The sequence below is a fragment of the Sporichthya polymorpha DSM 43042 genome, assembly GCF_000384115.1.
GTDB lineage: Bacteria > Actinomycetota > Actinomycetes > Sporichthyales > Sporichthyaceae > Sporichthya > Sporichthya polymorpha.
In genome coordinates this window covers 3,356,168-3,374,966 of sequence record NZ_KB913029.1, presented here as the reverse complement: position 1 = coordinate 3,374,966, position 18,799 = coordinate 3,356,168, and the positions used below count along the sequence as shown (strand labels likewise).

Below are 18,799 nucleotides of genomic sequence, written 5' to 3'. Positions count from 1 at the left end.
AAGGGGTGTCACCCTTTTTTGACATCGCTGCAGGTCAGGAGCGCGGGAGGCCGAGGACGCGCTCGGCGACGAGGTCCTTGAGCACCTCGGTGGTCCCGGCGGCGATCGTCGAGGCCCGGGCGTTCAGCCAGCGCCAGGCGAGGTCGCTGGGGGCTGAGCTGGGGGCGGCGCCGGGGCCGGCCGAACCCACGGTGGCGGGGAGCCCGACGACGTCGAGCGCGGTCTCGGCGAGGGCGCGGTCGGTCAGGCCCCACGACAGCTTGATCAGCGCCTGCAGGCCGGCGGTGTCCTGGCCGGCCTCACCGCGGGCGAGGGTCGCCTGGCCGAGCTGGCCGAGGACGCGCGCCTCGACGTAGCGGCGGACGACCTCGTCGCGGTCGAGCGGGTCGAGGTCCGTCGTCGCGAGGGCGACCTGGCGGGCGCGGTTCTCCAGCTCCGCGGCACGCGAGAGGACGCCGGTCCGCTCGTGCACCAGCGTCCGGACCGTCACACCCCAACCGCCGTGCAACGGGCCGAGCAGCGCGGACGCGGCGACACGGACGCCGGTGAAGAACACCTCCGCGAACTCGGAGTCGCCGGAGATCATCCGAATCGGGCGACGCTCGATGCCGGGGCTGTCCATCGGGACGAGCAGGACGGAAATGCCTTTGTGCTTCGGGCCATCCGGGTCCGTGCGGACCAGCAGCATGCAGTGCGTCGCGTGCATGCCGTGGGAGGTCCAGACTTTCTGACCGTCAATCACAAAGCCGTCGTCGAAGGACTCCCCCGCCGGGCGGGCACGGGTGCGCAGGCCGGCGAGGTCGCTGCCGGCCCCGGGCTCGCTGAAGCCCTGGCACCAGATCTCGGAGCCGTCGAGAATCCGCGGCAGATGCGCCTGCTGCTCGGCGGTGCCGAACTCCATCAGCGCGGGGCCGACGTTCGCGAGGCCGAGGATGCCCGCCGGCAGCGGGACGTCCGCCGCGGCGTACTCGGCGTCGCAGGCGATGCGGTCGGCGACGCCGAGACCCCGGCCGCCGTGCTCGACCGGCCACCCGGGCGCGACCCACCCGGCCGAGGCCAGCCAGCGCTGGGCGGCGAGCATCTCGTCGAAGTCGGCAGCGGGGCCGCGGCGGAGCTCGTCGGGCATCGTCGCGAGCACGGCGCGAAGCTCGTCAGCCGGCGTCATGGGAAATAGCTTATTCCTGATACGATTTTTCCGGCAAATTCCCGGCGGCCGAGAGGAGTGCGCCCGTGGCGACCACGAAGCTGGAGACGATCCGGCTCCCGAAGGCCGCCGAGATCGTGGCTCGCACTCTGCGCCGCAAGATCGTCACCGGCGAACTCGAGGCCGACGACCCGCTGCCGCCCGAGGACCAGTTGATGGCCGAGATGGGCGTCGCGCGGACGACCGTCCGGGAGGCGCTGCGGATCCTCGAGTCCGAGGGCCTGCTGGTGGTTCGTCGGGGGGCCGGCGGTGGCGCGCGCATTCGGACGCCTGCCGTCCCGATGGTCTCCCGCTACATCGGCCTGCTGCTGCAGTACGAGGGCGCGACGCTCGCGGACGTCCACCGCGCGCGGGTGATGCTCGAGGCCCCCGCCGCCGGCCTACTCGCCGAGCGCGGGACGCCGGAGATCGTCGCCGTGCTCCGCGGCGCCCTGGCCGAGGAGGCTGCTGTCATGGGCGACCCGGCGCAGGCGAGCCGTGCGCACGGGCGCTTCCATCATCTCGTCGTACAACTGACGGGGTGTCTGACCTACGACGTCCTCACCTCGGTGACCAACCGGATCATCCAGGTGCAGTCCGACCGCTTCCTCGCGGCGCACGGGTCCGAGGTCAGCACCCGCGAGGGTCTGGAGATCGCGCACCGCGCGCACCGCAAGCTCATCGACCTCATCGCCGCGCGGGACGTCGCCGGCGCCGAAGATCTGTGGCGGCGTCACCTCCAGGCCGGGGACGCGCACCTGCTCTCCGCCCCGGGGGCGAGGTCCGTCCTGGACCTCATGGAATGAGCGGACGCGTTGCCGGGAGGGTCGCGCTGATCACCGGCGCGGCGCGAGGGCAGGGCCGGGCGCACGCCGTCGCGCTCGCCGCGGAGGGCGCGGACGTCGTCGCCCTCGACATCTGCGCCGACATCGCTTCCGCGCCGTACCCGCTCGCCGCCCCCGCCGACCTGGCCGAAACCGTCGCGCTGGTCGAGCAGCACGACCGGCGGGCACTGGGGGTCACCGCCGACGTCCGGGACCCCGCGGCGGTGCGGGCCGCCGTCGACCGCACGATCGCGGAGTTCGGCCGCCTCGACGTCGTCGTCGCCCAGGCCGGGATCGCGCCGCTCGGCGAGGACCGCGGGATCCAGGCCCTGCTCGACGCCGTCGACGTCGACCTGCTCGGCGCGATCGCGACGATCAACGCGGCGGTCCCCCACCTCGGTCCCGGCGCCTCGGTGATCGCGACCGGGTCGTTGACCGCTCTGCGACCCCGCGGCGGCGGCGACGGCGGCCCCGGTGCGGTGGGTTACAAGTACGCGAAGGTCGCGCTGGCGCAGTACGTCCACGAACTCGCGACGGTCCTGGCGCCGCAGTCGATCCGGGTCAACTGCATTCACCCGACCAACGTCGACACCCCGATGCTGCAGAACTCCGGGATGTACCGGCTGTTCCGGCCCGACCTCGACGAGCCGACCCGGGAGGACGCCGAGGCCGCGTTCCCCGCGATGGCGGCGATGCCGGTGCCGTTCGTCGAGGTCGAGGACGTCAGCGCGGCGGTGGTCTACCTCGCTTCCGACGAGTCTCGTTACGTGACGGGGCTTCAGTTGCGCATCGACGCGGGCGGCTACCTGAAGACGGCGGCGTTCCACCCGTGATCGTCGACGACCCTCTGCTCGTCCGCGCCCGCCCCGCCGACGACCCGTTGCACCGGTTCTTCTGGGCGTCCGGGGCCGACGGCCTCCTGCGCATGCTGCGGTGCGGCGACTGCGGCTACTGGCTGCACCCGCCCTCTCCGCGGTGCCCGCAGTGCTCCTCGGCGTCGGTCGCGCCGCAGGAGCTCTCCGGCCGCGGGACGGTGGCATCCTTCACCGTCAACGTCCAGCAGTGGGTGCCGGGCCAGGAGCCGTACGTCTACGCGATCGTCGAGCTCGACGAGCAGCCCGGGCTGCGGCTGAGCACGAACGTCGTGGGCCGCGCGGCGGAGGAGGTCCGGATCGGGCAACCGGTGCAGGTGGCGTTCGTCCACCGGCACGACGTCTTCTACCCCGTCTTCCGTCCCGCCGATGGGTGAGCGCTTCGAGCGCGACTCCGTGATCAGCGGCGTCGCACGGTCGGCGGTCGGACGGCGACTGGGCCGGTCGGCGCTCGACCTGACGGTGGAGGCCGCCCTCGGCGCGATCGCGGACGCCGGGCTGCGACCCGAGGACGTCGACGGCCTCTGCACCTATCCGGGCGGCTACGCGGACACCTCGCGAGGTTACGGCGGTCCCCCGCCCGCGGAGGTGCAGGACGCGCTGCGCTTGAACCTGACGTGGTTTCAGGGATCGGGCGAACTGCCCGGTCAGCTCGGGGCCCTCGTCGCGGCGATGATGGCGATCTCGACCGGGTTGGCGCGGCACGTGCTCGTCTACCGGACCGTCACCGAGTCCTCGGTCCAGGGCGCCCTCGGCCGCGGGTCGGTGCTGCCCGGACTGGAACAGGCGGGCAGCTACGGCGTCTGGAGCCAGCCGTTCGGCGGGATCTCCCCCGCGAACTGGATCGCGCCGATCGCCATGCGGCACATGCACGACTTCGGCACGACGCGTGAGCAGCTCGGGCAGATCGCGGTCACGGCCCGGCGGCACGCGGCGCTCGATTCCCAGGCCGCGGTCTACACCGCTCCTCTGAGCATGGAGGACTACCTCGCGGCCCGGATGATCTCGACGCCGCTGTGCCTGCTCGACTGCGACGTCCCCGTCGACGGCTCGACGGCGCTGATCGTGTCGACGGCTGCCCACGCCGCCGACACCCCGCACGGCGCGGTGCGCGTCGAGGCCGTCGGGACGGCGCTGACCGGCCGGCCATCATGGGACCAGTACGCGGACCTGGCCTCGATGCCGGCGCAGGGCGCAGCCCGGCACCTGTGGAGCCGCACCGACCTCAAGCCGTCCGACGTCCACGTCGCCCAGCTCTACGACGGGTTCTCGATCCTCGCGCTGGTGTGGCTGGAGGCGCTCGGCTTCTGCGGCCACGGCGAGGGAGGTGCGTTCCTGGAGGGCGGGGCGAACATCGCCCTCGACGGGACGTTGCCGCTCAACACCAACGGCGGCCAGCTCTCCGGCGGGCGGCTCCATGGGTATGGGCTCCTGCAGGAGGCAGTGGTCCAGCTCCGCGGCACCGCGGGGGGCCGGCAGGTCCCCGGCGCCGAGGTCGCGGTCGTCGCCAACGGCGGCGGACCCGTGGCCGGGGCCGTCCTGCTGACCCGCTGACCGTCCCTCGTCAGACCGGTTGACCCCGGAGCTCGGCGAGTACCTCGCGGCGGAGGAGCTTGCCGGTCGGAGTCCGGGGCAGTTCGGGGCGGAAGACGATGCGGTCCGGAGTCTTGGACCCCCGCAGCGTCGACCGGACGTGGGTGCGCAGCGCCTCGGCGTCCGGCTCGGCGTCCGGGGCCGGGACGACGACGGCTTCGAGCCGCTGACCCCACTCCGGGTCCGGGACGCCGACCACCGCCGCGTCCGCGACCGCGGGGTGGCGGAGCAGGACGTCCTCGATCTCGGCCGGGGCGATGTTCTCCCCGCCGCGGATGATGGTGTCGTCGACCCGGCCGGTGACGAACAGGTAGCCCTCGTCGTCGAGGCGGCCGGAGTCGCGGGTGTCGAAGAAGCCGCGCTCGTCGACGGCGGAGCCGCTGCCGGCGTACTCCCCCGACACCTGCTCGCCGCGGATCCAGATGCGGCCGGGGGTGCCGGGTGCGACAACCGCACCGGCGTCGTCGCGGACCTCGATCTCGACGCCCGGCACCGGGCGCCCGGCCGAGTGCAGGCGGGCGCGGACCGCCGGGTCGGCCGAGGCGATCGCGGCGCGGTGCTCGGCGGGACCGAGGACAGCGACGGTCGAGCTGGTCTCGGTGAGCCCGTAGGCGTTGACGAAGTCGACGTGCGGCCACGCCCGGAGCGCCGCCTCGATGACCTGCGGCGGCATCGCGGCGCCGCCGTAGGCGAGGGAACGCAGCGACGGAACTGATGGATCGTCACCGCAGGCCATGATCCGGGCCAACATCGTGGGCACGACCATCGCGTGGGTGATGCGCTCCGCGCGGACGGTGGCGAGCCACTCCGCCGGGTCGAACGCCGGGAGCATCACCACCCGGCGGCCCGCGTAGAGGTTGGACAGGACGTTCGAGACCCCCGCGATGTGGTACGGCGGGACGCTCATCAGCGTCGCCTCGTCCTCGTCGGCGGCGGCGAACTCCACGGTGCCGAAGACGTAGGAGACCAGGTTCTCGTGGCGGAGCAGGACACCCTTCGGGGCCGAGGTCGTCCCGCTGGTGTAGATGACGACGGCGGGTCCGTCCCCGGTCGCCGCCTCGGCCGGCCCCTGCGCGGCGGCGGCGAGGAACCGCTCCGGGGTGAGGCCGTCGTCCGCGATGACGAGGGCGGCGGGATGACGGGAGAGAACGCCGTCGAGTTGCTCGGCACCGAGGCGGTAGTTGACCGGGACCAGCGGGACCCCGGCGTACGCGGCCGCGAAGAGCGCGACCGGGAACGCGGGTCCGTTCACCGCGAGGTAGACGATCGCGTCGGCCTTCTGCTCGGCGACCAGGCGGGCACCACCCTGCGCGAGCGCCCGGAGCTGACGTGGCGTCAGGCCGCCCTGGCGGCGTCCGACGACGACCCGGTCGCCGAAGCCGTCGACGGCCATGTCGAGCAGCATCGTCAGGTGCATGACGCCTCAGTCCGAGGCGGGCAGCGGCTTGGCGGTCTTGATCGCCAGCGCGGCGCCGTTGACCGCGAGCGTGCCCGTGCCGGCCTTGGTACAGAGGAGTTCGAGGTCGAGACCGTCGGCGACGTACCGCTTGCCGAGCTGCGCGCCCGCGGACTGGGCGGGGTCCAGCTCAGCCGTCGCCCCGGCGTCCGGCCCCTTGGGGTCGATCATCGGGGCCCCACCGCAGGTGAGGTCGACGTCGGCGTCCGGCCAGCGGACGACGACGACCGTCGTTGCGTCGACGATGCTGGCGAGCGTCTGGCCGATGGCGGCTCTCACGTGGCGGCTCCGGCGATCTTGAGGGCGATCAGTTCCTCGTCGGAGAGGCCGAGCTCGCGCAGGACCTCGTCGGTGTGCTCGGCGAACTGCGGCGCGCGCGTGAGCTGCGGCGGGGTCTGGTCGAACTGCACGGGGTTGGCCACGAGCTCGCGCTCGACACCCTCCGCGTCGACGACCGGGACGATGCCGCCGTTGGCCCGCAGCGCCGGATCCTGACCGACCTCCCAGGCGTTCTGCACGACACCCCACTGCCCGGAGATCTTGCCGAGGACGTCGAGCCACTCGGCGAGCGGCCGCGCGGCGATGACTTCGGCGACGATCTCGCCCGCGGCGGGAGCGTTGGCCATGAGAGCCTCGGTCGTCGCGAAGCGCGGGTCGGTGGTGAGGTCGTCGCGGCCGACGGCCGCGCAGAACTCCGCCCAGTAGCGACCGGGCTGAAGCATCATCAGCTCGATCCACCGGTCGTCCGCGGTGCGGTAAGCGCCGGTCAGCGGGTTGGACACCGAGCCGTGGCGCGGCCGGTTCTTCTCCGGCAGCGAACCGCCGGCCAGCAGCGCGAGGTTCACGCTGAACTGCGTCGCCCAGGCCCCGACGCCGAGCAGCGAGACGTCGACGACCGACGTCTCCCCCGTCGTCGCGCGCTTGAACAACGCGGCCGCGACACCGCCGGCGATCGTCAGGCCGCCGGTCGAGTCGCCGTACGCGCCGGCGGGCATGCGGGTGAGGTCGTCGGCGCCGGGCGACGTCGCCCCGGCCGCGCTGCCGCCGCGGGCCCAGAACGCGGTGCTGTCGTAACCGCCCTTGTCGGCCTCGGGCCCGCGCTGGCCGAAACCGCTGCCGCGGACGTAGACGATCTCGGGGTTGATCGCGCGCACGTCCTCGACGTCGATGCCCAGCTTCGCCCGCGCGCTCGGCAGGTAGTTCGTGAGGAAGACGTCGCTGCGGCGGATCAACTCGTCGAGGACCGGCCGCGCCGCCGGGTTGCCCAGGTCGAGCCCGACGCTCCGCTTGCCGCGGTTCGGGCCCTCCATGACGGGGACGAACGACGACCCCTGGCTGTAGGCGTCGTAGCCCCGGAGCTTGATCAGTCCGCGCTGTGCGTCCCCGCGCTCGGCGTGCTCGATCTTCACGACCTCCGCACCCCAGTCCGCGAGCACCGCCCCGGCCGCCGGCACGAACGTGTACTGGGCGACCTCAAGCACCCGCACGCCCGTCATCGGACCGGCCACGCGACCTCCCTGGGATGGCGAATCGCTAAATACTGTATCGAATTATCTGGCGGGTCGCCAGGGCGGTCCCAGGGCCAGCTTCACCAGCTGTACCCCGCTTCACTGGCCCGGCGGGGCGCGTGAAGGAGGGTTCTGGCCGGTGAAGAGGGCGGCGTGGCTGGTGAAGGCGGCGGGGTGGCGGCGACCGGGATATCGCTGCAGGTTTTGACGGCGGGCCCGGCGGCGGCCTACCGTCGGGATCCATGACGGTGACGGCGGTGGCGTTCGACTTCGGCGGGGTGCTAACGCACTCGGCGTTCGCGGGCTTCAACACCTACGAGGCGGAGCTCGGGCTGCCGACCGACGCGCTGGTCACGTTCTTCCGGGACGACCCGAAGATGGGGCTCCTCGAGACGGGGCAGCTGACGTCGCGCGAGTTCATGAAGTACGTCTGCATCGAGGCCGAGCGGCGGCACGGGACCCGGATCGACATGAAGCGTCTCGGCGCCGCGGCGTCCGAAGGGCAGGTGCTGAACCCGGCGATGCTTGCGTTCGTCGAAGAGGTCCGGGAGCACGCGACGACGGCCCTGCTCACCAACAACGTCGCCGAGGCCGCCTGGCGCGCGACGTTCCCGTTCCACCTGTTCGAGGTCGTCGTCGACTCCAGCGAGGCCGGGGTCCGCAAGCCCGAGCCGCAGATCTACCGGGTCCTGCTCGACAAGCTCGACCGCCCCGCCTCCCAGGTCGCGTTCGTCGACGACCTCGCGGTGAACGTCGACGGCGCCGCCGCCCTCGGCATCCACCCGATCCTGTTCACCGGCCTCGACGCCTGCCGCGCCGAACTCGTCCGCCTCGGCGCCCTCCTCGCTCCCCAACCCGCCTGACCCCGGCCCGATCAGGTGGAGATGTCATCTCCACCGAGGGCGTCGACGAGGCCCCAGGCGAGGGCGGTGTCGAGGTCGAGGGGGGCGCCGGAGAGGACGAGGTACGCCGTCCGCGCGACGCCGATCCGCCGCGGCAGGCTGACGGTGCCGCCGGCGCCGGGGATCAGGCCCATGCCGAGCTCGGGGAGCCGGAACGTCGTGCCCGGGGCGGCGACGACGCGGCCCGCGAACGCCGGGAGCTCGATGCCCGCCCCGATGCACGGGCCGTGCAGGCGGGCCTCGACCCGCGGGGCGAGCTGATGCAACGGCCACGCGGCTCCGGCCTGGGTGCGGATCAGGTGGGCGGTGACGGGGTCGGGGGTGGTGCCGAACTCGTCGAGGTCGCCCCCGGCGCAGAAGCACGGGCCGGCGCCGTCGAGCACCACGTGCACGTCGGGGTCGGCGAGCGCGACGGCGAGGGCGTCGACGAGCGCGTCCCGCACCTGCGCCCCGTAGGCGTTGCGGCGCTCGGGACGGGTGAGCGTGACGTGCAGGACGTCGCCGTCACGCGTCAGTCGCACGGGGTCCGCGACGAGCGGCGGGACCGGGCGCGGCCCACGGCGAAACAGCCAGGTTGCGAACTCGGGCCCGCCGAGCAGCGTCGAGTACGCGAGGGACTCCAGTTCGAGCGCGGTGCGGACGTCGAGGTCGAGCGTCCGGCGCAGCACCGAGACCAGCAGGGCCGCCGCGTGGGGGTTCGCGTCGACGGCCGCTTCGATCCGCGCGGCCTCGGCCGGCGGATCGGCGACCGCGACCTCGTCGGGCGCGGCGTCGGCGCCGGTCGGCACGAGCCGCAGCCCGACGCCGTCCAGCTCCACGACCGCGACGTCTCCCACGACACGCGAGCGTATAGTCGGCCGGTGCTCCCGGGGGCCACCACCGACCGCGTCGCCGACTGGCTCGCCAGCGGCGTCGCTTTCCTGACGGGGCGTCAGGCCGGCCCGCCCCTGGTCCCGCCCGGTGCCGCCGCGACCCTCGCTCGTGAGCTCGGCGAGCAGCTGGCCGACGTCGGGGTCGGGATCGACGGCGCCGCATTGCTCGCCGAGCGGGCCGCGTTCACCGGCGGCCGACGGCAGGGCTCGATGTCCGTCGGTGGGAGCTGCCGGCTGCTGCCGACCGCCGACGGCTGGGCCGCCGTCTCGTGCGCCCGGCCCGACGACCCGCTGCTGCTCGGGGCGCTCGTCGGCGCGGAGCTCCCGGCCGACCCGTGGCCCGCCGTCGCGGACTGGCTCGCCGTCCACAGCGGCGCCGACCTCGCCGAGCGGGCGTCGTTGCTGGGCGTCGCGGCCGCTCCGATCCCCCGACTTCTCCCGCGCGCCGCGCCCTTCGAGGGCGGAGGAAGGGCGCGCCCCGCCGGAGAAGTGGCGGGTCGACTGGTGGTCGACTTCAGCGCGCTGTGGGCCGGGCCGCTGTGCGCGCACCTGCTCGGGCTGGCCGGCGCGCGGGTCGTGAAGGTCGAGACCCCGACCCGGCCCGACGGCGCGCGCCGCGGCAACCCGGACTTCTACCGACTCCTCCACGCGGGGCACCGCTCGGTCGTCGCGGACCCCCACGACCGCGACGGCCGCCGATTCCTGACCGCGCTCGTCGAGGCCGCGGACGTCGTCATCGAGGCCTCACGCCCCCGCGCGCTCGCGAGCTGGGGCCTCACCCCCGAGAGCACCGACGCCACCTGGGTGTCCATCACCGCCGCCGGACGCGCGAGCAACAGGGTCGGGTTCGGGGACGACGTCGCCGCCGGCGCCGGCCTCGTCGCGGGGGACGCCGCCGGGCCGGTGTTCGTCGGGGACGCGATCGCCGACCCCCTCGCCGGGCTGACCGCGGCCGTGCGGGCCGTGACCGCCGCTCCCGGCGAACTCGTCGAGGTCGACATGACGGCCGTGGTCGCGGCGACGCTCACGGGCGGGGAATCCGCGGTGGTCACCGAAGGCGCGCAACCGCCCCGCACGCGGCCGATACGCGGCGAGGCCCCGGACTCCGGAGCGGACACCGACGCGGTCCGCCGGGAGCTCGGATGCTGATCCGCAACGCCCTCCTCGACGACCGCCGCGTCGACCTCCGGCTCGACGGGGACCGGATCGCGGAGATCGAGCCGAACCTGCGCGGCGAGGAACTCCTCGACGCCGCGGGGGCCCAGGTGCTGCCGGGTCTGGTCGACCACCACCTCCACCTACACGCGATCGCGGCCGCCGAAGCCTCGGTGAACCTCACCGGTCTGACGCCATCTCAGATCGCCGCTGCCCTCGAAGCCACCCCGGCCGACGACCACGGCTGGGTCCGGGCCGTCGGGCTGGCCGGCGACCTCGACGCCGGGGCGCTCGACGCCCTGCACCCCCACCGTCCCGTCCGAGCCCAGCACCGGAGCGGGGCGCAGTGGACGGTGAATTCGGCCGGGGCGCGCTTGTTGGATCTCGGCGCGGCCGACCACCCCGGAATCGAGCGCGACGGCACCGGGGCACCGACCGGCCGTCTGCACCGGGCCGACGACTGGCTACGGACCCGGCTGCCGGTCCGCGGCCTGCCGGACCTCACCGCGGTCGGTCGCCGGCTGGCGGCGTACGGCATCACCGCCGTCACGGACGCGACGCCCGACCTCGTCGAGTTCGACGCGACCGCTCTCCCCCAGCGCGTCACGTTGCTCGGGGTCGGGCTGGGGTGCGCCGCACCGCTCGGCACCACTGTCGGGCCGTACAAGATCGTGCTCGCCGACCCCGACCTGCCGGATCTCTACGACCTGACCGCCCGCATCGCCGCCGCCCACGGGACGGGGCGCGCGGTCGCCGTCCACTGCGTCACCCGGGAGGCGTTCGCGCTGCTGCTCGCCGCCCTCGACGCCGCCGGTTTCCGCCCCGGCGACCGGATCGAGCACGCGGCGCTCGTCCCGGCGTCGGCGATCCCGCTGCTGCGCGAGCGCGGGCTGCGCGTCGTCACCCAGCCCGGGTTCCTCGCCGCCCGTGGGGGCGACTACCGCCGGGACGTTCCGGCGTCCGACCACACCGATCTCTACCGCTGCGCCTCCCTGTGCCGCGCCGGAGTTCCCCTCGCGCTCTCCAGCGACGCCCCGCACGGCCCGCTCGACCCGTGGGCGGTGATCGCCGCCGCCACGACTCGCCTCACCCCCGACGGCGAGCCCCTCAACCCCGCCGAGTGCCTCACGCCGGCCGAGGCCCTCGCCGCCTATCTCGCCCCACCCGACGACCCCGGCGGCCCGCCGCGAAAGGTGGAAGTCGGCGCCCCCGCCGACCTCGTCCTCCGCCAGAACGGCGAGACCCGCGCGACCCTCATCGCCGGCCACCTCGTCCACCCGTAGCGTCCGACGATGTGGTCGCTGTTGCAGCCACATCGTCGGACGTCCGGCGTCAGACGAAGCGGCGGGCGGAGCGGATGCGGGCGGTCACCACCGCGGCAAGTGCGCCGAGGACGAGGACGAGGTAAAAGCGGTCGAAGTCGGGGAGCGGTGGGGCGGTGCGGCCGGCGAGCTGGACGCCGTCGGTGCCGGCGGCGCCGGGGACGAGGTTGGTCGTCACGGGCACCGAGGGGAGCTGGCCGACGCCCGCGGCGTCGACGCCCGCGCCGGGGATGCCGACGGGGTCGAGAACGCCCGGCACTTCACCGCCGGACGCCGCACCACCCGGAACGGCAGCGGGCCCCGCGAGCCCGGACGCCTCCGACACCGCCGTCGCGGAGACCTGACCCAGGATCAGACGCACCGTCGTGAGCCCGGCGTTCGGGAGGACCTGCTGGTAGGTCAGACGCAGGCTGGCGGAGGTCACGCTCGTGGCCGTCCGCTGCTCCGGCAGGACCTCGAGGAAGGCCCCGGTGTTCTTGAGCAGCTCCGCGATCGCGGCGTCGTCGACCGGAGTCTTCGAGCCCGGGACGACCAGGCCGTTCGACGTCAGGCCGAACGTCTGGCCCGCAATCGTGACGTTGCCGGCGTCGAAGGTCGACGTCAGGGTCGGCTTGGTCGCGCCCGGCTCCCACACCGCCTTGGCGGTGGTGTGGACCTGCCCGAGCTTGAGAACGTCGGTGTACGACAGCGGCGAGAGCAACGCGTCGGCGAAGGCCGTCGCACCACCGGTCGCGGTGTTCCGCACAACCGAAGTCTTCGTGATCGCGGCCGCGACCTCCGGCGGGGTGGACTGGAGGCCGATCTGCGCCTGGGCCTCGCTGGAGTTCTCGGCGCTGCGCGCCGTCAGCTGCTGGGGCCCGAACTGCAGGACCTGCTCGTTGCGCACCGGGTAGTCGCTGGAGACGTACGCCGGGTACTCGGGCACCGGCGCGGACCCGCCGGAGACGCCCGCGATCGTCGGCGGCAGGCTCACGATCAGGTCACCCGGGTACGGCGCGGACGCGAAGCTGCGCGATCCACCGAAGGAGTCGATCTGCGACTGCGCGCTCGACGGGGTCACCAGCGCGATCTCGCCGCCACCGATCGACACGACCGGAGCGTCCTGGGCGATCGTCTGAATCCCGACCGAGTCCGCGCGTGCGGACAGCGTGAACACGCCGGGCTCGGCGGCGCGGGCCGAGGTCATCAGCGCCGCTCCCCCGGCGAGCGCGAGCAGACCACCCACGGCGACGCCGCTGACGGTGCGTCGGATCATCAGCTCTCTCCCAGGTAGGACGACAGGATGGCGTCGGTGCCCAGCTGCCACGGCTCCCCCGCGAACTCGATCTGCCCGCGGCGCAGCACGTAGACGTAGTCTGCGAGCTCGAGGGCCCGTTTCACGTATTGCTCGACCAAAAGAAGAGATGTGCCCGACGCAGCCAGAACCTTCAGGTGCTCGAAGATCTCGTCGACGATGCGCGGGGCGAGGCCCATCGACACCTCGTCGAGCAGCACCGCGCTGTGCCGGCCCGTGTATGCGTGGGCGAGCGCGAGCATCTGCTGCTCACCGCCGGAGAGGCTGCCCGCCCGCTGCGTGAGCCGCTCCCCCAGCCGCGGGAACGCCGGCAGGACGCGCTCGGCCACCGCCGTCCGGCTCGGCGCCTGCAGCCGCAGGTTCTCGTCCACCGTCAGACCCGGAAACACGCCCCGCCCCTCCGGCACGTGACACACCCCGGCCGCAGCGAGCGCGTGCGACGGCTGACCCGTGACGTCCCGTCCGTCGAGCTCGACGCGCCCCGACCACGGCCGCAGCAGCCCGGACGCGACGCGCAGCAACGTCGTCTTCCCCGCGCCGTTCGGGCCGAGCAGCGCGACCACCGCATTGTCCGGGATCGTCAGGTCGACGCCCCGCAGCACGGTGGTGTCCTCGTACCCGGCGGTGATGTCGGTCAGCCGCATCATGAGACGGCCTCCTCGACGGCCTCGGACCCGAGGTAGGCCGCGCGGACGATCTCGCTGCCGAGCACCTCGCGGGCGGGCCCGCTCGCGATGAGCTTGCCGAAGTCGAGGACGTACAGGCTCGTGCACAGCTCCCGCACCAGCGCGATGTCGTGCTCGACGACCAGCAGGCCCGTCCCGTAGGTCTCGACCATCGACTGCAGGATCTCGATGAACCGCCCGGTCTCCATCGGGTCGAGGCCCGACGACGGCTCGTCCAGCAGTAGGAGGTCGAACCGTGACGCCAGCGCGCGGGCCAGTTCCACCAGGCGCCGTTGACCCGTCGAGAGCTCCCCGGTCCGGACGTCGGCGACCGGACGCAGCCCGCACACCGACAGCGCGTCTTCGGTGCGCTCCCGCACCTCGCGACGCTCCGCGGCGGGGGCGAACAGGTGCGTCCACGTGCTCCGTCCGGCCTGTCGCATCTCCGGCCCGAGCGCGACGTTCTCACGCACCGTCATGGAGTCGAACAGCTCCATGCGCTGGAACGTCCGCCCCAGCCCCAGCTCCGCGCGCGCCGCGGTCGAGAGCCCGTCGATCCGGCGCCCGCCGAGCTCCACCGACCCCGCGCTGATCGGGACGACACCGGTCGTCGCGTTGAACGTCGTCGTCTTGCCGGCGCCGTTGGGGCCGATCAGCCCCGTCACCTCGCCCGCACGCGCGACGAGCGAGACGTCGTCGACGGCGGTCAGACCACCGAAGCGGACGGTGATCCCGGTCAGCCGCAGGTCCGGACTCATCGCGCACCTACCAACTCGGCCTCGCGCGCCCGCGCCGGGCCGACCGCCGGACGAGCCGCCATGCGCCGCGTCGTCGTCGCGGCGGACCAGCCCCGCTCGAGCGCGCCGGTCGCGAGCAGCACGGCGGAGACGCCGAACACGATCGGCAGGTACTCCAGCGCCTCGGCGTTGGTGACGTAGCCGGGGACGACGATCATCGCCGCCGCACCGACGAACGGGGCGACCAGCGGACGCCGGCCGGCGAGGATCAGCACCGCGAGCAGCATCAGCGAGACGCCGAAGTTGAACGACAACCCGCTCGCACTGCCGGTGACCGGCACGAGCACCGCACCGCTGACGCCGGCGAGGAACGCGGAGAAGCAGAACGCGAACAGCCGCAGGACGTTCGCGCGGGTCCCGTGCGCCACCACCGCGGCCGGGGAGTCCGCGAGCGCGCGCAGCAACCGGCCGAGGCGGGACCGGTGGACCAGGACCAGTGACCCGACCGCGAGCAGCGCCACCGTGAGCACCACGTAGTAGTAGGCCGTGTCACCCTCGGCCCAGCCCGGCCTTGGCGCCGCCTGCGACTGCTGCGCGCCGAACATCCAGTCGGACGGGAAGAAGATGCGCTCGACGAGGATGCCGAAACCAAAGGTCGCGATCGCCAGGTAGACCCCGGAGAGCTTCACCGCCGGCAGCGAGATGAACGCGCCGACGGGCAGGGCGATCAGGCCGGCGATCAGGACCGCGAGCAGGAACGGCGCACCGGCGTCCTGCGCGTGCACGGAGGCGGCGGCGCCGATCGCGGCGAAGGCCATCTGACACAGCGACACCTGACCCGACGTCCGGACCAGGAGGTGCAGGGACGCGAACAGCACGACGTAGGCCAGGCCCGTGCTGTACAGCGGCATCCGAGAACCCGGCACCAACGCGGGCACCAGCACGAGCAGCACCAGGGCCGCGGTGGCTCCGCCCGTGACGACCCGAGGCGGCATCGGCCGCGGGGGGCGCTCGCGCTTCACGACCTTCGCACCGCGCTCCGGGAACGCCGACCGCCGGGCCACGAGGAGCACCACGAACAACACGAGGAACGGCACGTTGCTCGGCAGCGGCTGCAGCAACTGCGAGTCGACGTTCTCGACGAGGAAGTCCTTGGAGACGACGTACTTCGTCACCTCCTGGCCGACGCCGATCGCGAGACCGCCGGCGTAGACCAGCGGCAGCGAGTCGAACCGGCCGATCGCCGCGGCGCCGAAGGCCTGGACGACGAGGAGCGTCAGCAGGGTCGCGTCGAGGTTCAACGTCGGGGCGAGCAGCGCACCGGAGAACGCGGCGAAGCAGGACCCGATCATCCACGCGCTGCGCCGGACGCGGACCGGGCTGACCGCCTGCAGACCGAGCAGCGCCGGGTCGTCGACGACGCCCTGCATCGAGACGCCGAGGCGCGTCCGGCGGAAGAACAGCGCGAGTCCCGCGGCACAGCTGAGGGCGACGACGAAGACGATCATCTGCTCGTAGCGGATGTTGACGCTGCCGACCTCGACCGTCTCGGACGGGAGGAAGTAGTCCATCGGGATGCTGGCGCTGCCGTAGTGGATCGTCAGCGCGGCCTGAACGGCGAGCAGCACCCCCACCGTCGCGACGACCCGCAACGCGGCGGGTTTGTCCGCGAGCCCGACGGCGACGCGCTCGAGGACGAACCCACCCACGATCCCGACCGCCGCCACCGCGGTGGCGAGCGCGAGCGGCCACGGCCAACCACGCTGCACCCACAGGTCCCAGGTCACGTACGCCCCGGCCGCCGCCAGCGCGCCGTGACCGAAGTTGAAGACCCCGGACGTCTTGTACGTGAGCACCAGGCCCATCGCCGCGATCGCGAAGACCGACCCGGTGCTCAGCCCGGTGACGATGAACGGGAGCAGGTTGTCGATCACGGGTCGCACACCCCGCACGGCTGACGGTCGATCAGCGTCGCGCGCGGCACCAGCGGCCAGTTCGTGCCGGCGGCAAGGGCGCAGGAGGGCCGGTGGTAGCGACCCTGCTCCGGGTGCGCGACGACCTCCTCGGCGGGCCCTTCCTCCGTCACCGCCGGCGGCGCCGCGGTTCGTCCGGGGCCGACGTCACCGATCACGGCGAACATCGCGTTGCGCCGCGCGTTGCAGACCGCGCGCGCCCGCAGCAGCCAGCTCGTCACGCCGTAGGCGGCGACCATCGCGCCGAGCACCGCGAGACCCATCGCGTCGGTCTGGTCGTTCCACGCCGCTTCGCGGGAGACGATCCACCAGGCCACGGCCACGACGAGCAGACCGACCCCGACCAGCAGCAGGAGCCGCCGGGACTCCACCGGCGACCAGGGAGAGAGCCGCCGGAGGACCGCGGTCACGCCCGGCGCCCCGCCGCGCTGTGCGGTCGGGGCGAGTCGATCCGGGTGACGACCTGCTCGGTGTCGGCACCCGCCGACGGTTCGTCAGAGGTCGCCAGCGCCTTGGTCAGCAGCGTCTCGACGCGGTCGAGCTTGTGCCACTCGTCGCGCAGGTCGGCGGAGATCAGCATCGCCGCGCCGAAGACCACGAGCAGCGCGCCGACAATGCCGGCGGAGACGATGTACGGCATCTGTTCGGCCGGGTACGGCGTCTTCGACACCTTGTACCAACCGAACGCCAGCACGACCGCGCCGACGGCGACCAGACCCCACCCGGACACACGGTCCCAGTGCAGGCGGACCTTCGCGAGCGTGTTCATCTGCGCGCTCCTTCTTCCGCGTCGGGGCGGGACCCTGCGTGGAGTGTCAGCACGTGTACTTCAGCCCCGACGGTGTCGAGAAAACGCCCTTGTTGAGCGCGATCGTGTACCAGCAGGTCATCATCGGCGCCGGCTGTCCCTTGCGGAACGTCAGCGGCGGAGCGAGACCGCCGAGGTTCTCCTTCTTCAGCGCGTACAGCCCGTCCAGGATGTCGGCGGAGGTCACGGTGCCGGCCGGCAGCCCGCGGGACGCGGCCTGGAGCAGCAGGCCACTCCCCCACACCGCGGCCGTCGAGCCGGACGTGTTGATCCGCGGGCCGAAGCGAGCGAGGGCGGCGCCGTAGTCGGCCGCCTCCTTGTCCCGGAGCATCCACGGGAACAGACCCGTGGTGCCGACGAGCCCGTCGAGGTGCGGGCTCTGGCGCAGCGAGTCGACGAGGGCGAGCGCGAACGAGACGTACTGGACGTCGACGTTCTGCTGCTTGCAGTCGCGCGCGATGCGGGCGAGCGAGTTGCCGTCGACGGTCGCGACCAGCGCGTCGATCTCGCGGAAGCGCAGCTGCAGGCACTCGGCGGTGAAGTCCGGCTGCGCGAGGGAGACCTGCGCCGAGTACGCGAGCTGGCCGCCGGCCTTGGTCACGGCGTCGCCCTGGAACAGGTCGCGGGCGCGGTAGCAGGCCGCCGCCTCGCCGCAGTAGAGCAGCGCAACCTTCGGCCCGCCGTGCTTCACCGCGAGCGCCGCGCTCCCGCGCAGCGGGCCGTCGATCAGCGCGCCCTGCGGGAAGAACATCGGGCTCTGGTACCACCCGACGTCGGTGAGGTCGCCGCCCACGATGGGGATCTGCTTCTGCTCCAGGTACGCCTTGGCGCCGTTGAGCGAGAGCGGGGTGATGTTGCCGACGAACGCGACGACGCCCTGGTTCTCCACCAGGTCGCGCGTCAGCGAGAGGTTGCGGGACGGGTCGCCACCGTCGTCGGCGGTGATGACGCGGACGGGGTGGCCGTTGAGTCCGCCCTTGAGGTTGACCCAGTTCGCCCACACCGCGGTCATCTCGCGTCCGCCGTTGAAGATCGCGCCGAGGACGCCGGAGTACGTGCCGATGTGGCCGAGCTTGATCTCGGACTTCGTCGCCACCTGCGGGGCACCGGCCCCGGGTTTGGTGGTGTTCGGCGTCGTCGGGTTGGTCCTCCCGCCACCGGGCGCGGCCGTGGCCGGCGTCCCCGGCACGGGCGTCGCGCCGGGCACGACCGGACTCGACCCCGGCGCCACCGGAACGCTGCCGGGCGCGGCGACCTCACCGCCGCCGGCCACTGCCGGGTCGGTGCCGGTCCCTGTCCCGGGGTTCGCCCCGGTGTCGGGGACGACCTCGCCGGCGGCCCGCGCGATGTCCGCGCGCTCGATCTGCGTCCCGCACCCCGAGAGCACGAGCGCCAGACAGATGGCGGCTCCGACCGATCGCCCCACGGCCCGGTTCCCGGTACTGCGGTGCCCGGTGTGCCGCCTCGCGCGCGGCGAGCACGACGACCCCAGCTTGCGCATGCGCGTCCCTCCGCCGGCTGGCTGATCGATATAGATTTATCATGTATCGATTAGCCGGTAAAGGGTTGCGGAACGTGGCCGTTCGTGGCCCCCCGTGTCCGATTCCGCGCCCGCTCCTCCGGCGGGATGACGTC

Annotated in this window: 19 protein-coding genes; 7 read left to right on the top strand and 12 right to left on the bottom strand. The window is 73.3% G+C overall.

The window, feature by feature from the left end; genetic code table 11:
* Nucleotides 1-34 precede the first annotated feature (34 nt).
* On the bottom strand, nucleotides 35-1,165 hold the full coding sequence (locus tag SPOPO_RS0116450; protein ID WP_019875989.1) for an acyl-CoA dehydrogenase family protein: 1,131 nt from the start codon (nucleotides 1,163-1,165) through the stop codon (nucleotides 35-37).
* A gap of 65 nt (nucleotides 1,166-1,230) precedes the next feature.
* Between SPOPO_RS0116450 and SPOPO_RS0116445 the strand changes: the two genes are divergently transcribed.
* Genes SPOPO_RS0116445 through SPOPO_RS0116430 form a run of 4 tightly spaced genes read left to right on the top strand, consistent with a single transcriptional unit; the run spans nucleotide 1,231 to nucleotide 4,433 of the window.
* A complete protein-coding gene (locus SPOPO_RS0116445; RefSeq protein WP_019875988.1) occupies nucleotides 1,231-1,989 on the top strand; it encodes a FadR/GntR family transcriptional regulator in 759 nt (252 codons plus the stop codon).
* Nucleotides 1,986-2,840: a mycofactocin-coupled SDR family oxidoreductase gene (locus tag SPOPO_RS0116440; RefSeq protein ID WP_019875985.1), complete on the top strand. Its 855-nt coding sequence runs from the start codon at nucleotides 1,986-1,988 to the stop codon at nucleotides 2,838-2,840. The genes SPOPO_RS0116445 and SPOPO_RS0116440 overlap by 4 nt, the downstream gene beginning before the upstream one ends.
* Nucleotides 2,837-3,256, top strand: a complete 420-nt coding sequence (locus tag SPOPO_RS35250; protein WP_019875984.1) for a Zn-ribbon domain-containing OB-fold protein — start codon at nucleotides 2,837-2,839, stop codon at nucleotides 3,254-3,256. The genes SPOPO_RS0116440 and SPOPO_RS35250 overlap by 4 nt, the downstream gene beginning before the upstream one ends.
* A complete protein-coding gene (locus SPOPO_RS0116430) occupies nucleotides 3,249-4,433 on the top strand; it encodes a thiolase C-terminal domain-containing protein (protein WP_019875983.1) in 1,185 nt (394 codons plus the stop codon). Before SPOPO_RS35250 ends, SPOPO_RS0116430 begins: the two co-directional genes overlap by 8 nt.
* A gap of 10 nt (nucleotides 4,434-4,443) precedes the next feature.
* Here the strand turns inward: SPOPO_RS0116430 and SPOPO_RS0116425 are convergent, their stop codons facing one another.
* From SPOPO_RS0116425 to SPOPO_RS0116415, 3 genes are read right to left on the bottom strand one after another with little or no spacing between them, the layout of a single operon-like run.
* Complete coding sequence (locus SPOPO_RS0116425) at nucleotides 4,444-5,889, bottom strand: class I adenylate-forming enzyme family protein (protein ID WP_019875982.1); 1,446 nt, start codon at nucleotides 5,887-5,889, stop codon at nucleotides 4,444-4,446.
* Between the two features lie 6 nt (nucleotides 5,890-5,895).
* Nucleotides 5,896-6,207 (bottom strand): hypothetical protein, encoded by a 312-nt coding sequence (locus SPOPO_RS0116420; RefSeq protein ID WP_019875981.1) that lies wholly within the window; start codon nucleotides 6,205-6,207, stop codon nucleotides 5,896-5,898.
* Nucleotides 6,204-7,424, bottom strand: coding sequence for a CoA transferase (locus SPOPO_RS0116415; RefSeq protein ID WP_028984842.1), 1,221 nt, complete (start codon nucleotides 7,422-7,424; stop codon nucleotides 6,204-6,206). Before SPOPO_RS0116415 ends, SPOPO_RS0116420 begins: the two co-directional genes overlap by 4 nt.
* 254 nt (nucleotides 7,425-7,678) lie before the next feature.
* On the opposite strand from SPOPO_RS0116415, the gene SPOPO_RS30045 reads away from it, so the two are divergent.
* A complete protein-coding gene (locus SPOPO_RS30045) occupies nucleotides 7,679-8,299 on the top strand; it encodes an HAD family hydrolase (protein WP_019875979.1) in 621 nt (206 codons plus the stop codon).
* Between the two features lie 11 nt (nucleotides 8,300-8,310).
* On the opposite strand, the gene SPOPO_RS0116405 is transcribed toward SPOPO_RS30045, so the two are convergent.
* Nucleotides 8,311-9,174: an enoyl-CoA hydratase/isomerase family protein gene (locus SPOPO_RS0116405; protein ID WP_019875978.1), complete on the bottom strand. Its 864-nt coding sequence runs from the start codon at nucleotides 9,172-9,174 to the stop codon at nucleotides 8,311-8,313.
* 24 nt (nucleotides 9,175-9,198) lie between these two features.
* Here SPOPO_RS0116405 and SPOPO_RS35685 point away from each other — a divergent pair, with 24 nt between their 5' ends.
* Both SPOPO_RS35685 and SPOPO_RS0116395 read left to right on the top strand, forming a co-directional pair.
* On the top strand, nucleotides 9,199-10,359 hold the full coding sequence (locus SPOPO_RS35685) for a CoA transferase (RefSeq protein ID WP_019875977.1): 1,161 nt from the start codon (nucleotides 9,199-9,201) through the stop codon (nucleotides 10,357-10,359).
* Nucleotides 10,353-11,648 carry an amidohydrolase family protein gene (locus tag SPOPO_RS0116395; RefSeq protein ID WP_019875976.1) on the top strand — a complete coding sequence of 432 codons (1,296 nt, stop codon included), beginning with the start codon at nucleotides 10,353-10,355 and terminating at the stop codon, nucleotides 11,646-11,648. The genes SPOPO_RS35685 and SPOPO_RS0116395 overlap by 7 nt, the downstream gene beginning before the upstream one ends.
* A 49-nt stretch (nucleotides 11,649-11,697) precedes the next feature.
* Here the strand turns inward: SPOPO_RS0116395 and SPOPO_RS0116390 are convergent, their stop codons facing one another.
* From SPOPO_RS0116390 to SPOPO_RS0116365, 7 genes are read right to left on the bottom strand one after another with little or no spacing between them, the layout of a single operon-like run.
* Nucleotides 11,698-12,942, bottom strand: coding sequence for a hypothetical protein (locus tag SPOPO_RS0116390; protein ID WP_019875974.1), 1,245 nt, complete (start codon nucleotides 12,940-12,942; stop codon nucleotides 11,698-11,700).
* Nucleotides 12,942-13,628, bottom strand: a complete 687-nt coding sequence (locus SPOPO_RS0116385; protein ID WP_019875972.1) for an ABC transporter ATP-binding protein — start codon at nucleotides 13,626-13,628, stop codon at nucleotides 12,942-12,944. The genes SPOPO_RS0116390 and SPOPO_RS0116385 overlap by 1 nt, the downstream gene beginning before the upstream one ends.
* Nucleotides 13,625-14,404 carry an ABC transporter ATP-binding protein gene (locus SPOPO_RS30040; protein ID WP_033385081.1) on the bottom strand — a complete coding sequence of 260 codons (780 nt, stop codon included), beginning with the start codon at nucleotides 14,402-14,404 and terminating at the stop codon, nucleotides 13,625-13,627. The genes SPOPO_RS0116385 and SPOPO_RS30040 overlap by 4 nt, the downstream gene beginning before the upstream one ends.
* Nucleotides 14,401-16,317, bottom strand: a complete 1,917-nt coding sequence (locus SPOPO_RS30035; RefSeq protein ID WP_051098388.1) for a branched-chain amino acid ABC transporter permease — start codon at nucleotides 16,315-16,317, stop codon at nucleotides 14,401-14,403. The genes SPOPO_RS30040 and SPOPO_RS30035 overlap by 4 nt, the downstream gene beginning before the upstream one ends.
* Entirely contained in the window at nucleotides 16,314-16,766 is a 453-nt protein-coding gene (locus SPOPO_RS0116375; protein WP_019875971.1) for a hypothetical protein, read from the bottom strand. The genes SPOPO_RS30035 and SPOPO_RS0116375 overlap by 4 nt, the downstream gene beginning before the upstream one ends.
* Nucleotides 16,763-17,125 (bottom strand): hypothetical protein, encoded by a 363-nt coding sequence (locus tag SPOPO_RS32975; RefSeq protein WP_019875969.1) that lies wholly within the window; start codon nucleotides 17,123-17,125, stop codon nucleotides 16,763-16,765. Before SPOPO_RS32975 ends, SPOPO_RS0116375 begins: the two co-directional genes overlap by 4 nt.
* 46 nt (nucleotides 17,126-17,171) lie before the next feature.
* Entirely contained in the window at nucleotides 17,172-18,590 is a 1,419-nt protein-coding gene (locus SPOPO_RS0116365) for an ABC transporter substrate-binding protein (protein ID WP_019875968.1), read from the bottom strand.
* Nucleotides 18,591-18,799: the final 209 nt, after the last annotated feature.

What these genes read in the sequence shown, in the direction of transcription:
- SPOPO_RS30045 (WP_019875979.1), top strand. Translation starts at nt 7,679, where the DNA reads ATGACGGTGACGGCGGTGGCGTTCGACTTCGGCGGGGTGCTAACGCAC.
- SPOPO_RS0116425 (WP_019875982.1), bottom strand. Translation starts at nt 5,889, where the DNA reads ATGCACCTGACGATGCTGCTCGACATGGCCGTCGACGGCTTCGGCGAC.
- SPOPO_RS0116440 (WP_019875985.1), top strand. Translation starts at nt 1,986, where the DNA reads ATGAGCGGACGCGTTGCCGGGAGGGTCGCGCTGATCACCGGCGCGGCG.
- SPOPO_RS0116430 (WP_019875983.1), top strand. Translation starts at nt 3,249, where the DNA reads ATGGGTGAGCGCTTCGAGCGCGACTCCGTGATCAGCGGCGTCGCACGG.
- SPOPO_RS0116390 (WP_019875974.1), bottom strand. Translation starts at nt 12,942, where the DNA reads ATGATCCGACGCACCGTCAGCGGCGTCGCCGTGGGTGGTCTGCTCGCG.
- SPOPO_RS32975 (WP_019875969.1), bottom strand. Translation starts at nt 17,125, where the DNA reads ATGAACACGCTCGCGAAGGTCCGCCTGCACTGGGACCGTGTGTCCGGG.
- SPOPO_RS30040 (WP_033385081.1), bottom strand. Translation starts at nt 14,404, where the DNA reads ATGAGTCCGGACCTGCGGCTGACCGGGATCACCGTCCGCTTCGGTGGT.
- SPOPO_RS0116415 (WP_028984842.1), bottom strand. Translation starts at nt 7,424, where the DNA reads ATGACGGGCGTGCGGGTGCTTGAGGTCGCCCAGTACACGTTCGTGCCG.
- SPOPO_RS0116385 (WP_019875972.1), bottom strand. Translation starts at nt 13,628, where the DNA reads ATGATGCGGCTGACCGACATCACCGCCGGGTACGAGGACACCACCGTG.
- SPOPO_RS0116395 (WP_019875976.1), top strand. Translation starts at nt 10,353, where the DNA reads ATGCTGATCCGCAACGCCCTCCTCGACGACCGCCGCGTCGACCTCCGG.
- SPOPO_RS0116450 (WP_019875989.1), bottom strand. Translation starts at nt 1,165, where the DNA reads ATGACGCCGGCTGACGAGCTTCGCGCCGTGCTCGCGACGATGCCCGAC.